Consider the following 17,498-nt stretch of genomic DNA (forward strand, 5'->3'; position numbering starts at 1 on the left):
ACTACGCACAACCTTGACACGCTCCCGACCGGGCAAGACGGCCGGGCAGGACCGACGGCAGTCCAGGGCAGCAGTGGCGTATCGGCGGCTAGACGAAGGATCCCGACGACAGGCGCGTCGCGGGAGCACAGCAACCAACAGAGATACTCGCGGACAGTGCTCCGAACCGATGACGTGGAGGTACCTGAGGTGACAGCCTCGCAGGAGACCGGCTGGCCTCCCGGCGGCCACATCCTGGTCCGAGACGAGGTGTGGTTGATCCGTTCCGCAGCCCGAACCCAGCACGATGGTGACAAGATCCGCGCGGTGGGAGTCTCCGGACTGGTCCGGGATCAAGAGGCGACGTTCTTCACCGCCATCGAACGGACCAGAGGCAACGGCATCACTCTGCTTCGGCCGGAGGACACCACGCTGGTCACCGACTCGAGTCCTCGATTTCGGTCGACCCGCCTCTTCCTGGAAGCGGTGCTGCGTAAAACCCCGCTGCCCAGGCGAGAGCGTGGGTTGGCGATGTCCGAGGGCTTCCTCCTCGACGTCAATCCGTATCAGCAACGCCCCGCCGAGTTGGCGCTGCGCGGACTGCGGCCGAGGATTCTCATCGCCGACGTCGTCGGTCTCGGCAAGACACTGGAGATCGGCCTGACCCTGGCCGAGTTGATCCGCCGGGGCCGAGGCGAGCGGATTCTCGTGGTCACGCCCCAGCAGATCCTGGAGCAGTTCCAACGGGAGATGTGGACGCGGTTCTCCATTCCCCTGATCCGACTCGACTCGGTGGGCATCCAACGCATTGCCAGGGACATTCCCGCAGGTCGCAATCCGTTCACCTATTACAAGCGGGTCATCATCTCGATCGACACGCTGAAGAACGTCGAGCAGTACCGGCACCACCTGGAGAAGATCCACTGGGATGCGGTGGTCATCGACGAGTCGCACAATCTGATCGGCAGCTCGAGCCTGCGCAGCCGGTTGGCGAGGGTGTTGGAACCGCGCACGGACGCGCTGGTGCTGGCCAGTGCCACGCCGCACAACGGCGACATGCGCTCTTTCGCCGAGCTGATCAGCCTGTTGGATCGCTCCGCCATCGCCGATCCGGAGGACTACGCGGCGAGCGACATCGAGCACGTCTACGTGCGACGCACCAAGATCAGCCCCGAGGTCCGGGATCACATCACGGACACGTGGGCCGAGCGTGGCCCCTCGGTGCCGATCCGCTGTGCCGCGTCGCCTGCTGAAGAGGCGGTCTTCGCCGAGCTGACCGACTCCTGGCTGGCCGAGGGTGTCTCACCCGCCTCGGGGAAGGATCGGCGACTCTTCCCCTACATCCTGCTCAAGTCGTTCCTGTCCTCGCACCGCTCGTTGGCCGAGACGGTGGACCGACGACTCACGAGCCTCGCCGATCGACCGGGGGAGAGCGTCGAGGTCGAGCGCGCGGCGCTGAACAGGCTGCGCACGGCGGTCGCCGCCGTCCAGGACGAGGATTCGGCGAAGCTGGCCGCGCTGGTGGCCCGGTTGCGGGAGCTCGGGGTCGGCCCCGGCAGCAAGGAGCGCGTCGTCGTGTTCTCCGAGCGGGTGCCGACGCTGGAGTGGCTCGCCACCGTGCTGCCAGGACGCCTCGGCTTCGCCGTGCCTGCGAAGGGCGACGAGAAGAACGCGGCCGTTCGGGTGCTACACGGCGGTGTGTCCGATAAGGACGAACAGTCCATCCTCGCCGACTTCGGACGGCAGGAAGCCCCGGTTCGGGTACTGCTCACCGGGGACATCGCCTCCGAGGGCGTCAACCTGCACGAGCAGTGCCACCAGCTCGTGCACTATGACCTGCCGTGGAGTCTCATCCGCATCGAACAGCGCAACGGCCGCATCGACCGCTTCGGGCAGGAGCACTCACCCGAGTTCGCCGCGCTGATCCTCACCTCGGAGGTGCCCGGCGCCAAGGACGACCGGACGGTGGCGGAGAAGCTGCTGAAGAAGGAGGAGGACGCCCACCGGAGCCTCGGGACGGCGGAGACGGTCATCGGAGTCCACGATGCTCGCAAGGAGGAGGATCGGCTGACCAGGGAGCTGCTGGCGGATCGGGACATCGCCGAGTCCCTGGCGGGGCCGAGTGAGAGCGCGGTCCTCGACGGGCTGTTGGACCAGTCGGCCACCGCTTCGCCGCCTGCGCCGCCGCTGCGGGTGTCGATGCCGAGCCTGTTCGCCGACACCGAGGCCTTCGTGACCGAGGCGCTACACGAGCTGTACGGCGACCGGGATGCACTGAACATCGCCTGGGAGAACGGTGCACTGATTCTCACGCCGCCCGAGGACCTACTGCGTCGCCTGTCCGTACTGCCGCCGGAGTACGTGCGCGAGCGGCGGCTGAAGGAGCGGCTGCACCTGATCTTCGACCAAGGTAAGGCCTCGGAGCGGCTGGAGGAGGCGAAGATGGAGTCCGGATCGCACTGGCCGACGGTGGCCTTCGCCAGCGACCTGCATCCGGCGGTGGAGTGGCTGGTGGACAAGCTGCTGGTTCGCTACGGCCGCCAGCGGGCGCCCGTACTGCGGGTGGACGTCGAGGAACCGGTGTTCCTGATCCAGGGGATGTTCTCGAACGCGCTGGGGCAGCCGACGGCGGTGGAGTGGCTGGCGGTGACCGGTCTACCCGGGCGGCCGGTCTGCGGATCGATGTTCGAAGTGCTCGCCGAGCGGCTGGGGCCGGGAACGCACAACCCGGGGGGAGACGACGACGTGTCGGGACTGACGGCCTTGCTCCCGCAGGCGATCGACGCCGCTCGCGTCGAGCTGAACGCACGGCGCGGCAGGCTGGAAGCCGAGGTGGCGGCGCAACTCGAGGAGCACGAGGCCAGGGTCTCCCGGTTCGAGAACCAACTCGAGTTGTTCGATGACGAGGGTCTCCGGGGCAGGCGGCGCGGGGCACGGGAGGCGGTCGACGCACAACGCCAACTCTCGCGGTCGCTGCAGATCTCCGGAGAACCGTTCCTTCGGGTGCTCGGCGTGTTGCAGGGGCGGGTATGAGTTTCGACGGCCTACGCAACGTCGGTGACTACTTCTCACCGCATTACCTGACCGCTGTGTTGCCCAGAACGATGAAGGAACGGGCCAAGGACCGGGCGGGCAAGGAGAAGCTCGGGGAGTTCACCGCAGCGCGGGACGGACTGCGCGGCCTGCGCGAGCCGTTCTTTCAGGCCAGGGCCGAACTGGCGGACGTTGCCGAGTCGAACTACCAGCTCGCGGCGGCGAGTCCGGCGTGGCGCAGGACCCTGCAACTGCTGCATGACCGAGTGTCGACGGCCCTCGGCTTCACGGTGGAGCGCCACGATCTCGTGGTCCGCAACGGGGACGCCGAGACACAGGTGCCGGTGCTGCACGCCGATCGCGGCGTGGTGGTGATCGAGTGCGGTTGGGCTCTGAACGTCGACGCCGCTTTCGAAGCCGACGGCGGGGGCGCGCTGTTGACGCCGGTGGAGACCAACGACGGCGTGAAGCGGCAGGAGGAGACGGGCAGCGGACTGGCTCGTTTCCTGTTCCGCACCGAGGATCCGCCCCGCTACGTGCTGATCCTGGCGGGTGCGGTGCTGGTGCTGGCCGACCGGTACACCTGGGGCGAAGGCCGCTATCTGGCGACGAATCTGGACACCGTGCTGGGCCGGATGGACACGAGCACCGTCGGTGAGCTGCACACGGTGGCCGAGCTGTTCTCGGCGGCATCGCTGCACGCCCCGGACGCGGGCGGGGACAGCCCACTGGCCGAGTTGGTGGGCGAGTCGAATCAGCACGCGGCCGGGGTGTCACCAGAACTGCGGGCGGGTCTGCAGCGCTCGGTGGAGCTGATCGCCAACGAGGTGCTCGATCGGCTCCGCGAGGCGGACGTGCATCCTCAGGACGTCGAGGCGCTCACCGATCTGGGCCGCACGCTGCGGGACGAGGCGTTGCGCTATCTGTATCGCATCCTGTTCCTGCTGTATGCCGAGGCGCGACCGGAGCTGGGCATCCTGCCTGCCGACTATCCCGAGTACGGGGAGGGCTACGGCCTCGCCCGGCTGGGCGAGCTGGCCACGCATCCGATCGTCGACGACGTCGACCGCGAGGGCTTCCACCTGTACGAATCACTGGATCTGCTGTGCAGCCTGGTCAATACGGGATACCGCAGCCGGTCGATGGGCGAGGCGGCCGATCGCAGCGAGGGCGAGGGGCTGCGCTTCGAGGCGTTGAACTCCGACCTCTTCCTGCCCTCGCGCGTGACGCTGATCGGCCGGATCCGGCATCCCGACTGGGAGGCGGACGATCCGACCGGCCCGCCGGAGTACCTGGACACCCGGCTGCGCAACGGCGTCCTGCACGCGGTGCTGCGGCTGCTGATGCTCACCAAGGGCCGGGGTCGGGGCGAGCGCACCGGCTTCATCTCGTACGCCCAGCTGGGCATCAATCAGCTCGGCGCCGTCTACGAGGGCCTGATGTCCTATACCGGCTTCATCGCCGAGGAAGACCTCTTCGAGGTGGCGAAGAAGGGCGACGCCGAGGGCGGCAGCTGGCTGATCCCGGTCTCGGCGGCCGACCAGTTCCCCAACGAGGTGTTCGTCCGTTGGGTGGACCAGGACCCCGATCGCGCTGAGACCTTCCGCGCCCACTATCCGGCGGGCTCCTTCGTCTACCGGCTGGCGGGACGCGACCGCCAGACCAGCGCCTCCTACTACACCCCGGAGTCGTTGACCAGGGCGACGGTGAGCCTGGCCCTGCGCCAGCGCATCACGGAGCATCCAGGCGAGCTTCCGGCCCGGGATCTGCTGACCTGGCGGATCTGCGAACCGGCGCTGGGCTCGGGTGCGTTCCTCAACGAGGCGATCAATCAGCTCGCCGCCGAATACCTCCGCAGGCGCGGCGACGAGCTGCGCGGCCAGGGTCGGTCGATACCGCCCGAGGAGTACGAGGAGGAGCTCCGAAAGGTCAAGGCCCATCTGGCGCTGCACAACAGCTACGGGGTCGACCTGAATCGCACGGCGGTGGAGCTCGCCGAGGTGTCGATCTGGCTGAACGTGATGCACCCCGGTCTGGCGGCGCCGTGGTTCGGCCTGCATCTGCGGCGGGGGAACTCCCTGATCGGGGCGGGCAGGCGATGCTATGTCGGGGAGGACCTCACCTCGGGCCGGTGGGCGGCGACCAAGGACCCGGCGGTGCCGCTGGACGTCCCGCTGCACCGGAGCCTGCCGGCAGGCGCGGTGCACCACTTCCTGCTGCCCGCCATCGGCTGGGGGGCGGTGGCGGGCGAGTCGGAGGCCAAGGCGCTGGCACCCGGGAAGAGCGCCGCGTTGAACACGTGGCGCAAGGCGATGCGCCACTGGCCGAGCGCGGGCAGGACGAAGCGACTCAACCGGCTGCGCAGACTGGCCGACCAGGTCGAGATGCTCTGGAGGGTGGTGATCCGACGCCTGAAGCTCTCGGAACGGGAGATCTCCCGAGACATCGCGATCTGGGGGGCGGAAGATCTGCCCCGGCCGGTGGAGACGGTCCCCCGGCAGCAGATCTACGACGATCTGCATGCGGTGGGCTCCCCGTACTGGCGGCTCAAGAAGCTGATGGACGTCTGGTGCGCACTGTGGTTCTGGCCGCCAGGAAAGGCGGATCTGCTCACCGGCGAATCACCGCGATACGCGAGGTCAGAACAGCTCGCGGAGCAGAGCCGGTCGATCGGGGCCCTGGGTGTGCGGGCCGCCCCGGCTGCGGCCGCGCAAGGGGACTCCGCCGCGCCGAGCCCGGTGGTGGCGGCGGCGAGTCCCGCCTGGCAGTACACCGAACAGCTGGCGATGAATGTCGGGGGCCGGGGCGAACAGATCGACCTGTTCAGCTCGGAGGCGTCCGTGCCTGCCATGGACATCATGAAGCCGCGCGGGACCACCTCGAAGAAGGATCGAACGAAGCCCACCCGACGAACGGTGATCCCGCTGACGGACATCGACGACTGGCTGGACTTCGCGGAGAGCATGCTGGGCGTCAGGCCGCTGGAAGGTCTGTTCGAGGAGACCGAGCTGCTGGCGGTGTTGGCGGAGGAGGAGAAGGAGATTCCGCTGCTCACCGGCATGGAGAGCTGGGCGGATATCCGGCAGCGGTATCTCTGGCTGGGCGACGCCGAGGAGATCGCCGATCGGCAGGGTTTCTTCCACTGGGAGCTGGACTTCGCCCAGGTCTTCGCGAGCCCGGCGGGCGGCTTCGACATCCAGGTGGGCAATCCGCCGTGGGTGCGGCCTCGCTGGGACGAGGGCGGTGTGCTGGCGGAGCTCGATCCGTGGTTCGCCTTGGCGGAGAAACCGACCGCGACGGCGTGGCGGGACCGTAAGACGGAGCTGCTGAGTGCCGAGAAGCATCGCGTGCTTTTCTACCTGGCCGAGCTGGTGAACCAGGTGGGCAACTCGAGCTTCCTGAGTTCTCGACCGACCTACCGACTGCTGACAGGTACCCAGCCGGATCTCTACCGGGCCTTCATGATCCGGACCTGGGCGAACCGGGGCGACCACGGCGCGGTGGGGTTACTGCATCCGGACACTCACTTCACCGGTAAGAACGAGTCCGCATTGCGGGCGGCGGCGTATCGACGGCTGCGGGTCCACGGCGACTTCGTCAACGCGGGCAACCGGTTCTTCCCGCCACCGGTCAACCGCAGCTCGCACTTCGGGCTGCATGTCTACGGTGGCGAACAGGACGAGATCGGCTTTCAACACCTGAGCTGGCTGCTGCGCGCCACCGTGCTGACCGACTCGCTGGCTCCGGGCGCAGCCGATGACGAGACCATGATCGGGGTGCGCGAGGACGGCGGGTGGAACGAGAGACCACACGCGAGTCGGGTCATCTCCGTCGATCGCGCGACGCTCGCCGAGTGGCACCGGGTACAGGGCGGGTCGTCGGCCGAGGTCGAGGAGACCGCCCTGCTCTATCCGGTGAGCCGGAAGGAGGAAGAGGCGATCCGGTCCCTGGGCCGGAACGAACACCGCCTGGCCGGCTGGGACCTTCGCATCAGTCGGGGCTTCGACGAGTCCGTAGCGCGCAAGCGCGGCGTGATCGAGACGTGGGTCGGGCAGCCGGAGAGCTGGTCGGACGTGATCCTCAAGGGTCCGCAGCTCGGGGTGGCGACGCCGTTCTTCAAACAGCCGCCGAACACCGGGACGGGTGCCCGGCCGCAGGATCTCACCGTGCTGCCGACCGACGCCGTGCCGGGGACGAGTTACCGAACGGCGCGACCAGCCGATGCCGAATGGGACCGCTGGGTCGATCACCGCATCTTGGCAGGCTTGTGGGCGGACCCGGCCGAGGTGGCGGCGGCGCGGCGCCTCGTGAGCGAGCACCGCAGAGTCTCGCCGGACAAGGTGCAGGAGGACGAGATCGACGCCGTCCTGCGGGACAAGGCAAGACGTCCCTACGTCGATTTCTTCCGGGTGGCCTGGCGTGAGATGGTGCCTTCCGATACAGAACGAAGCCTGTTCGCCGCACTGATTCCGCCTGGGCCTGCACACATCCACGCCGTCCGCAGCATGGCGCTGCCAGATAATCGGGGAACGGCACTGACCGCCGGGTTCTGGGCATCACTACCCGTGGACTACCTGCTTCGGGTCACCGGCACCGAACATCTGGACGTCCGAAACGTCCGCCGCATGCCCGCCCCCTCCCCCACTCACCCGCTGGCCGCCCCGCTCCTGCTGCGCACCCTGCGGTTGAACTGCCTGACCGAGGCCTATGCACCCCTGTGGGCCGAGTTGTTCGACGACTGCTGGAACGCCGATGCCTGGGCGGCGGACTGGCCGGGACTGCCGCCGCTGGCGGCGGTGGGGCCGGAGTGGACACCAGAGACCCCCTTGCGGACCGAACGCGCTCGGCGGGCGGCCCTGGTGGAGATCGACGCCCTGGTGGCGGTGTGGCTGGGACTCTCGGCCGATCACCTGCAGACGATCTATCGCTCCCGGTTCCCGGTGTTGTCCGACTACGAGGACGACATGTACTTCGACGCGGCGGGCCGGAAGCTGGCGGGAAACTGGAACGCCTACGGCCATGGCCAGACCAAGGAACACTGGCAGGCGTTCACGGCGCACCGGCTGGCGGCCGAAGAGTGGGCAGCGGCCGAGGAGAAGCAACGCGAGTCCCTCCCGCCGGTTCCTCCGCCACCCGTCGGCTACACGGCGCCGTTCGTGAAGGCCGAGCGGGTCGGCGAGATGCGACAGGCGCATCAGGTGTTCGCCGCCCGCCTGGACGCGGCAGACGACGGCGGCCGCGCCGAGCACGCCGACGACATCGAGCAGGCAGGCCGGGCGGCGACGAGGAACAACCGCCGATGACGAAGACTCGCTTGGGCGGCCCCGCACCGAGCCGGGCCAGAGGAGTGCGATGAGACCGACGCTGGCCGAGGCGAATCTGCGCGGCAACATCACCCAGTACCTCACCACCACCTTCGCTCTGGACGACGAGGCGACGCGCACCGCACTGGAGCACTTCTTCACTGACCCGGAGCGGGGCATCTTCCGGGGTCCCTTCCTGCGGATCAACACCCCGTTCCAGGAGGCCGACGACGGCTGGCGGGCCCACCTGGAGTGGGTGCCTGCGGGCTTTCGGCCGCACTGGCACCAGGCGCGAGCCTGGGAACGTCTCTCCACCCTGACGGGCCCGGCCCAGCCGACGCTGATCACCACCGGAACGGGTTCCGGCAAGACGGAGTCGTTCCTGTACCCGGTGCTGGACCACTGCGCGCGGCGCCGCCGAGTGGGCGTCGCCGGGATGAAGGCGATCCTGCTGTACCCGATGAACGCGCTGGCGACCGACCAGGCAGGCAGGCTCGACGCGCTGCTGGCCGACCCGGCGCTGTCCGAGGTGACGGCGGGCCTGTACATCGGCGACACACCCGACACGAAGTTCAATCGGGTGCTGGTGCGGCATGGCGAGATCCGGCAGGCCAGGCCCGACATCCTGATCACGAACTACAAGATGCTCGATCAGCTGCTGCAACGTGAGGCCGACGTCGGGCTGTGGCAAGAATCCGATCTCGCCTACGTCGTCGTGGACGAGTTCCACACCTACGACGGTGCGCAGGGCACCGATGTGGCGATGCTGCTGCGCAGGCTCGGCGCGGCCGTCGACGCCGCCCGGCCGGGCGCGCCGCTGGGCGACATCTGCCCGGTGGCCACCTCGGCCACGCTAGGCGGGGCCGGGGTGAGTGGCGGCCGGCTGGCGACGGGGTCACCGCCCCGGCAGGCGACGATGGGCGAGGCAGGCTCCGGCGCGACGAGTCTCGACACGATGGCGGGCGGGAACGACGCGCTCCGGCGGGTCGCGTGGGAGATGTTCGGTGTGGAGTTCACCGCCGACAGTGTCATCGGCGAACGGCGGCTCGCCGTCGACGACTTCGTCGAGGACCTCTCCCTCTCGCTCCCGCTGCCGACCCCGCAGGAACTCGCCGCCGTGGCCGACCCGGCGCACGACCCGGACGCCCTCGCCGAGATCGCCCGTCTGGTCCTCGGCGAAGCGGTGACCGATCCGCAGGTCCTCGGGAGACGCCTGCGGCAGCACATCCTCACCATCGCCGTCCTGGGCGCGTTGTCGGACGGTCCCGCCTCCTATCCCGAGGTCCTCGCGCTGATGCCTCGGCACGGCGCGTACGTGTGGGGCGCCGCGCTGCGCACTCACCCGGAGGCGGCGGCCACCGCGCTGGCCCGTTTCGTCGCCCTGTTGTCCACCGCGCGTGACCCGCTGCGCCCGGACCGGCCGCTGGTGACGGTGGAGGCCCATCTGTGGGTGCGCGCGGTGTCGCGGCTACTGCGGCAGGTGCATCCTCGGCCGCGCTTCCTGTGGCACGGCGACCGCCCGGAGCTCGAATCCGGCGGTAACACCGTGCCGGGAGAGGGCGCGGGCGGCTCCGCCCGGTGGCTCGGTGATCACCTGCCCGCCGTCTACTGTCGGCATTGCGGCCGGTCCGGCTGGATGGCGATCTCCAGAGAGACCGACCCCGCCGATCTCGACGCGGGCGCCGAGCGGATCTATCGTGCCTCCTTCAGCAATGATCGGCGACGCAGGCGCGCGCTCATTGCGGCCACCCTGGCCGAGGCACGGTCGACGGCTCCCCAAGACGCAGAACCGACGAGACAGGCGCGCTCGACCTCGAAGGCCTCCAGCCGGGTGTTCGTCCTCGAACCCACGGCCGATCGGGTCCGTCCGCTGCGTACCGGCGAGACCGAGGCGGGCTCGGACGCGGTGTTCGTGTTGGCCGACCTGCGGCGCGAGGCCGCCGCCGACGAGGCAGCCGAGAACGATCGCTGCCCGGCCTGCGGGATCGACAACGGCATCCGCTTCCTCGGCTCCGGCGTCGCCCCGCTGGCCTCGGTGGCGGTGACCGAGCTGTTCACCGGCGGCGAACTGCCGGAGCAGGAGCAGAAGACGGTGATCTTCAGCGACTCCTTGCAGGACGCCGCCCACCGCGCGGGTTATGTGGCCGACCGCTCCTTCACCTTCTCGCTGCGTGCCCTGCTGGTCGAGCGGCTCCGCGAGGACACCCCGACCCGGCTCAACGACCTCATCTCCGACGTCATCGCGGCGTCGACACACCTGAAGACCCTGGGCGCGGTGGTCCCGCCCGATCTGCATGAACTGCCCGGCGTCCCTCGGTTGCTGGCGGGAGTACCGAACGTGTCGCGTGGAACGTGGCGACTGGTCGCCGAGCGACTCGCCTTCGCCGCCGTCACCGAGTTCGGCCTGCGGTCGCGCCAAGGGCGCACCCTGGAGTTGACCCGCACCGTCGCCGTCGACGTCCCGATCGACGCTCCCGAGCGAGTGCTCGACCTGGTCCAGGACATCCACCGCAGGCTCCCCGGCCAACTCACCATCGGCGACACCGCCCCAGACCGACGGGCCTTCGGGACGTTCCTGACCGGTCTGCTCCAGCGACTGCGCACCTCGGGGGCGATCAAGCACCACTGGCTCGATGCCTACCTGCACAACGGCGGCGCGCGCCGCTGGCTGGTGTGGGGCGGACGCCCGCAGGGGATGCCCGCGTTCCCCCGAGGGGTCTCGGCACCGAGCTTCCTCCTCGGCAGACAACGACGCCGCTCGCAGTTCGACTTCGCAGGCTCCTCTCACGGTTGGCTGGCCGACTGGGCGACTCGCAGTCTCTACCTGCCCCGGGCCACTGGTCCTGCGTTCTTCGATCAGCTGCTGCCCGCGCTGGCGGCCGAAGGGGTGTTGGCCCGACACCTCGCGGAGGCGGACATCGCCGTGTACGGGCTGCTCCCGGGTCACCTGGAGGTGCAGCTGCTTCCCGACGATGCGGTGGCGGCGGCGGTGGCGGTCTGCGACGCCTGCCACCGGCACCAGCCTTTGTTCCCCGGCCGGGAGGACCGGTGGCTCGACGGGCGCTGCCCACGCTTCCGCTGTCTCGGTACCCTGCGAGCGGTGTCGGAGGAAGCATCAGACGGCGGGCAACCCGCCAGAGGCCGCGACTTCCAACGCGATTATTACCGCAACCTCTACCGCAACGCAGGTCCCTATCAGGTCGTCGCCGCCGAGCACACCAGCATGCTCGGCAGGCAGAAGCGGGAACAGACGGAACGGGGCTTCCGCAATCGGGCCGGATACTCGGATCCCAATGTCCTGTCGGCCACCCCCACGCTGGAATTGGGCATCGACATCGGCGATCTGTCCGCCGTCATTCTCGCCTCGGTGCCCCGCCGCCCCGCCAACTACGTGCAGCGGGCAGGCCGCGCCGGCCGCCGCACCGGGAACTCGCTGCTGGTCACTTTTGCCAGCCGCACCCCGCATGACCTGTATTACCTTCGTGATCCGCTCCAGATGATCGCGGGCAGCATCATCCCGCCTGGCGCGTACCTGTCGGCCGTGGAGATCCTGCGTCGGCAGTACGCCGCGCACCTGATCGACCTGGCCGCCCGAGGCCTGCTGCCCGGTGTGGCTCCCCTGCCACGCCTCTCAGTCGCCCTTTTCGGGAACACCGGCTGGCTGCACGACCTCGCCCAGGCTGCGGAGGAGAACGGCGCCGAACTGGTCGAAGGCTTCCTCGCGCTGTTCCCCCCCGACCCAGGGGGCGACCCGACAGAAGACCGCGAGGCGCGGGACCGGGCCCACGATCTGCTTCGCGAGTTCGCCGTCGCGGGCATCGTCGGGCGGATCGAGCGAATCACCGGCAGGCACTCCGCCCGGCTCGACGAGCTGAAAGGCAGGGTGAAGGCCATCGACGAGGCGCTGGTCCAACTGCGGCTCGGCGGCGACAGATCGCCTACCGTCGACGACGATGGCACCACGGAGCGGCGCGTCCATCGTGAGCTGACCGCGGAACGTCGAGCCGTCTACGCACGGATCAGCGAGCTGCGAGCCGCCGATGCACACGGGACACTCGTCGAACTCGGGCTCCTGCCGAACTATTCGCTGCTCGACGGCACCGTCGCGCTCGACGCGACCCTGTTGGGTCGCACCAGGACGGACAGTCGATCCGGTGATCGGGACGGTGCCGCCGGAACTGGAGACGGTGAGGACGGCGAGGTTCGATCCGAGACGGAGCTGCGCAGTTACGAGCGCCCCTCGGCTTACGCGCTCACTGAGCTCGCCCCTGGTAATACCTACTACGTCGACGGCTACAAGCACGTCATCACCGGCGTGGAGACCAGCCGCCGCGGCGGCCAGGAATGGCAGACCTGGCGGCTGTGTCCCGACTGCGGTCACGTCCGCACGCACGACGCGCGCGCAGACACCAGTCGGTGCCCGCGTTGCCGCAGCGCTGCCATCGCCGACACCGGCTGTCTGCACCGAGTGCTGGCGCCGAGCCGGGTGACCGCACGCAGCCGCCGGGAGGACGCCCGAATCAGCGACGACGCCGAGGATCGCGAGCGTATGGCCTACGAGACGGCCACCTCCGTGGATATCGACGTCGCGGACATCGCACGCGGTGCCTGGCGTCGCGAAGGGGCCACCTTCGGCGTGGACTTCGCCAGCCGGGCCGTGATCCGCCGCTTCAACCTGGGCAGGCGACGCTTCGACATCCAGCCCAGCGGACGGATCGCAGGCGAGGACGTAAGGATCAGCGGTTTCGGCGTCTGTGAGGAGTGCGGCTACGCCACCGCCATGGATCCGCAGACGTATGCGCCACCTGGCGCCGATGCGACCGCCTCGGTCAGTCTGAGCGCCAGTCCGCACCGACCGTGGTGTTCCCGGTGGCGGGCGATGGCACCGTTGAAGGAACGGCTGCTGCTCGTGCACCCGTTGGAGACGGAGGCCATCCGGATCCTGCTGCCCGCCGTGACCATCCGGGTCGACGAACGACGTGCTTCGCTGTCGGCCGCCCTGACCGCAGGCATCGCGAAGGTGTATCGCGGGGATCCACAGCACCTGCGCATCACTCCTGCGTCGATGCCGGATCAGGAGACCGGCGAGCGCCGCCGCTTCCTCGTGATCTACGACCGGTTGCCCAGTGGCACCGGCTATCTTCACCGGCTCGCCTCGCCCGAGTCGTTCCACCGTGTCCTGTCCGAGGCTCGACGACTGATCCGGGACTGCCCGTGTCGGGAAGATCTCCCCGCGTGTCATCGCTGCCTGCTCGGTCATGCCCCGCCCGAGGACCACGACCTCGTCTCGCGCGCCGAAGCGCTGCGCATCATCGACGCGGTACTCGGCTCGGGTGACTTCGAGACCCGTGAGATCACCAGTGCTTCCGAGATCTCCCTCGTCAAGCAGGTCGACAGCGAACTGGAGCACCAGTTCCTGGCGGGTCTGATCACCTGGTGCGCCGACCCGACGACCCCGGGGAGCCTCGGCCCGGCCGTGGCCGTCGACGGGCGACTCGTGCGTGACCTGCGCATCGACGCCAGAGACGGCTCGGAGGTGATTCACTGGGCAGTGGTGCAGCAGCACAACCTCCGTGACCAGATTCCCGACGTCACCTTCACCCGGGTCGACGGCCCTCGCTCGCGGGTGTCGGTCTATCTGGACGGGTTTCGCTGGCATGCGGGCGAGCACAATCGGGTCGCCGCCGACGCGCGGAAGCGGATGAGGCTGCGTGCTGACGGGGATATCGTCTTCCAGCTCACCTGGACTGACGTGACCAGTTGGCAGAGTTCACGATCCGCCGCAAAAGACTCGAGCTGGCTGCCCTATCTGGGTGCCGCTCAGCAGACGGCCCATCAAGCAAGCAGGCGACGCGGAGCAGGAGGCAGCGACCTCGACGAGACGGTGTTCGTCAACCCGGTCGCCATGCTGCTCGCCTATCTCGGAGAACCCGACCGCGATCGGTGGCGGCTCCGCGCCCAAGCGGTCCTGGAAGGACTCCTGGCTCACGAACCTCGCCGCCGCGAACTGATCTTCACCGAGTCGGCCGGTCTGCCTGCGGCACTCACCTCGGCGCTGACGGGTGGGCCGCTGCCCGCCGCCGCTGACGGGCAGATCGTGTTACTGCGGAATACCGACGTGACGGGCTGCCTGCTGGTGGTGCTGATCGACCGACGCGCACCGACAGCGGTGTTCACCGGCTTCACCGTGCTCGACGATGGCGAGGACCTGCCACAGCTGCGCCCACGGTGGCAGGCGTGGCTGCGCTGGGGCGACCTGCTCCAGTTCCTGCCCGGATCAGGCGGGCCGGGCGGCGTGGCGGGTGAAGGCGTTCAACTCGCGGCGAGTACTGCGGCCGAGTTCGATCCGACGCTGCCCGCCGTCGCGGGCGGCACCGGCGTCTATCTCGCGCTGCTCGCCGACGAGGATCCCTCGGGCGTCGGTGATCCGATCCCCGGCCTCGACGACCTCCTCGCCCCGGCCTCGACGACCTCCGGGGCCCGTACCGCCGCATCCGGCGACGGCGGGCAGGTCGAGTTCGATGACTCGGACCTGGACGAAGAATGGCGGGCGGCCCTCGGGGAGCTGGACGCCGAGCAGCCCGTGCTCGTCGCCTTGGCGCGAGCGGCGGCCGCCGCAGGCGTCAGAGCACCGCTGGTCGGCTATGAACTCGGCACGGCAGGATGGCTTGCCGAGCTGGCCTGGCCGGACGGCAAGGTGGCGGTGATCGTCGACATTCCCGCCCACCCGGCGGGGCAGGAGGAGCAGGACCGGCGAGACGAGGCGTTTCACCGAGCGGGTTGGGAGGCCCGCAGAGCTGAGGACTGGACTGTGGCCGGCCTGGTTCGACGGCTGGTCACCGCAAAGGGGGAACAGACATGATCGGGCAGTCGCCCACGGTCCTGCGCCTGTACGAGTCTGCGGGCAAGGACATCGACAAGCTCGATCGCGCGGTGAAGGGGGCGATCTGGGACTTCTTCCACAAGTTCCAGACGAACCCGCAGAGTCCTGGGCTCCGATTCAAGCAGCTCAAAGGCGTCGCTCTGTTCTCGGCGCGAATCAACGACTCCTATCGAGCCATTCTGGCGCGCCTCGGGGACGACTCATGGCTGCTGCTCAAGGTCGCCCACCGCCGCGAGGCCTACGCCGAGCAAGACCTGGCTGCGCGGTATCGGCTCGACGTCAACCGCGTCACCGGAGGCCTGGAGTTCATCGACGTGGTCGCGGCCACCGAGGGCTCGCAGGGGCGCGCGACGACAGCCTCCCCAGCCACGGCAGGGACGCAGGCGACCGCGCCTCCGCTGTTCGCCCACGTCACCGAGGACGAACTGCTCGGGCTCGGCGTCGCCGCCCCGCTGATGCCGCTCATCGGCAAGCTCACCGACGAGACCGAACTACTCGGCCTCGTCGAGTTCGCACCCGCGCTGACCAAGGACGTCCTCTTGGCCTTGTACGACGGGATGACCGTCGAGAGGGTGCGGCAGGAGATCGTCGAACCGCAGTCGGCCGACGACGAGATCGATCACGAAGACTATGATCGAGCGCTGGCCCGGCCCGCTACCGTCGTCTCCACCCACGACCAGGCCCTGAAGATGGCGTTGAACGACGGCTTCCAACGCTGGCAGGTCTTTCTGCATCCAGCCCAGCGCAGGCTGGTGGAGCGGACCTACAACGGACCTGCGCGCGTCAGCGGCGGCCCGGGGACCGGTAAGACCATCGTGGCCCTGCACCGGGTTCGGGCACTGGTCGAACGGCTGCCGCCCGGGGACGACCGACCGGTGTTGCTGACGACCTACACTCGCAACCTCGCCACCGATCTGGCGGAGAAGCTGCAGACCTTCGACAGCGAGGATCTGCTGAGCCGCGTCGACGTCCTCAACATCGACCGGCTGGCCCACCGCGTGGCCGTGGACGCCGACCGATCCCGCCGCCCCACCGTCATCGGCGACGCGGCGGCTCTGACGGAGTGGCGCTCCATGCTGTCCGAACACAGCGCGGCAGGCGGCGACGTGGGGCCATGGGACGCCGAGTTCCTGCATGCCGAATGGTCCCAGGTCATCCTCGGCCAGGTCTGCCAGACCTTCAGCGCCTATGCCCAGGCCCGGAGGGCCGGCCGAGGCAGATCCCTGGCACGGTCGGAGCGAAGGCTGGTATGGCAACTGGCCGAACGTTTCAGCAAGCGACTCGACGCGAAGAACTGGGCGACGCACGCGGGCATCGCAGCCACGGCCAGTGTCGTCGCGAGCAGCGGCATCAAGCCACGCTATCGACATGTCGTCGTCGACGAGGCGCAGGATCTGCACCCCGCCCATTGGAAACTGCTACGTGCCCTGGTGCCGCCGGGACCGGACGACATCTTCTGTACCGGCGACACGCATCAGCGCATTTATCAGAACGTCGTCGCCCTGTCCAGCCTCGGCATTCCGATCCGGGGCCGATCTACCCGGTTGACACTGAACTATCGGATCTCACGGCCGATTCTCAGCTCAGCACTGAACCTGCTGCACGGGGAGAGTTACGACGACCTTGAGGGAGGAACGGAGGACCTGACAGGCTATCGGTCCCTGTTGGCCGGAACCGCGCCCGTGTTTCACGGCTTTGATTCCTGGGAGCAGGAACGGGCGGGGGTCGTGGCCCAACTACGAGAATGGGGTGCGACGGATACCTGGGACGCAATCGCCGTCGCGATGCCGACCAAGGAACTCGTAGGAGACATGCTGAGCGAGCTGCGGTCGGCAGGCATTCCCTGCGTCGAACTGACCTCCGACGGCTCGGGGGGCGGGGCAGGCGTGCGGATCGGCACCATGCACCGGTTCAAAGGACTCGAGTTTCAACGAATGATCATCTCGGCGGCGCGGGACGGACTGATCCCCCATGCAGGCCTCGACCGGCTGCGGGAGACAGATCAGCATCGGTACCGTCAGGAGTGTCAGCAGGCCCGCTCGCTATTGTTCGTCGCAGCCACCCGGGCCCGAGACGATCTGGCGATCTTCTGGCACGGCAGGCCCAGCCGATTCCTGAACCAGCTGTGAGACGCAGTGCACTCGATTCTCGTTCGATCAGGCCGCAGGCAAGATCACAGTCGAGCGTAGTGCGGGCGGCCGTGCAACCCGGGCGAGGGCCGGAGCCTCGGACTGGTGCGTTCGATCGATCAGAGAGTCGGCCGGACGCCATGTCCGGAGCGGGTCACCCTCGAACGGTCG

General features: G+C 68.8%; 4 protein-coding genes. All 4 read left to right on the forward strand.

The window, feature by feature from the left end; translation table 11 throughout:
• Positions 1-189: 189 nt before the first annotated feature.
• From UA75_RS22935 to UA75_RS22950, 4 genes are read left to right on the forward strand one after another with little or no spacing between them, the layout of a single operon-like run.
• Positions 190-3,012, forward strand: coding sequence for a DEAD/DEAH box helicase (locus UA75_RS22935; protein WP_075744107.1), 2,823 nt, complete (start codon positions 190-192; stop codon positions 3,010-3,012).
• On the forward strand, positions 3,009-8,315 hold the full coding sequence (locus tag UA75_RS22940) for a hypothetical protein (RefSeq protein WP_075742022.1): 5,307 nt from the start codon (positions 3,009-3,011) through the stop codon (positions 8,313-8,315). Before UA75_RS22935 ends, UA75_RS22940 begins: the two co-directional genes overlap by 4 nt.
• Positions 8,316-8,364: 49 nt before the next feature.
• Positions 8,365-15,177, forward strand: a complete 6,813-nt coding sequence (locus UA75_RS22945) for a DEAD/DEAH box helicase (protein ID WP_075742023.1) — start codon at positions 8,365-8,367, stop codon at positions 15,175-15,177.
• On the forward strand, positions 15,174-17,327 hold the full coding sequence (locus tag UA75_RS22950; RefSeq protein ID WP_075742024.1) for a UvrD-helicase domain-containing protein: 2,154 nt from the start codon (positions 15,174-15,176) through the stop codon (positions 17,325-17,327). The genes UA75_RS22945 and UA75_RS22950 overlap by 4 nt, the downstream gene beginning before the upstream one ends.
• Positions 17,328-17,498 lie beyond the last annotated feature (171 nt).

Source organism: Actinoalloteichus sp. GBA129-24 (assembly GCF_001941645.1).
Classification (GTDB): Bacteria; Actinomycetota; Actinomycetes; order Mycobacteriales; family Pseudonocardiaceae; genus Actinoalloteichus_A; species Actinoalloteichus_A fjordicus.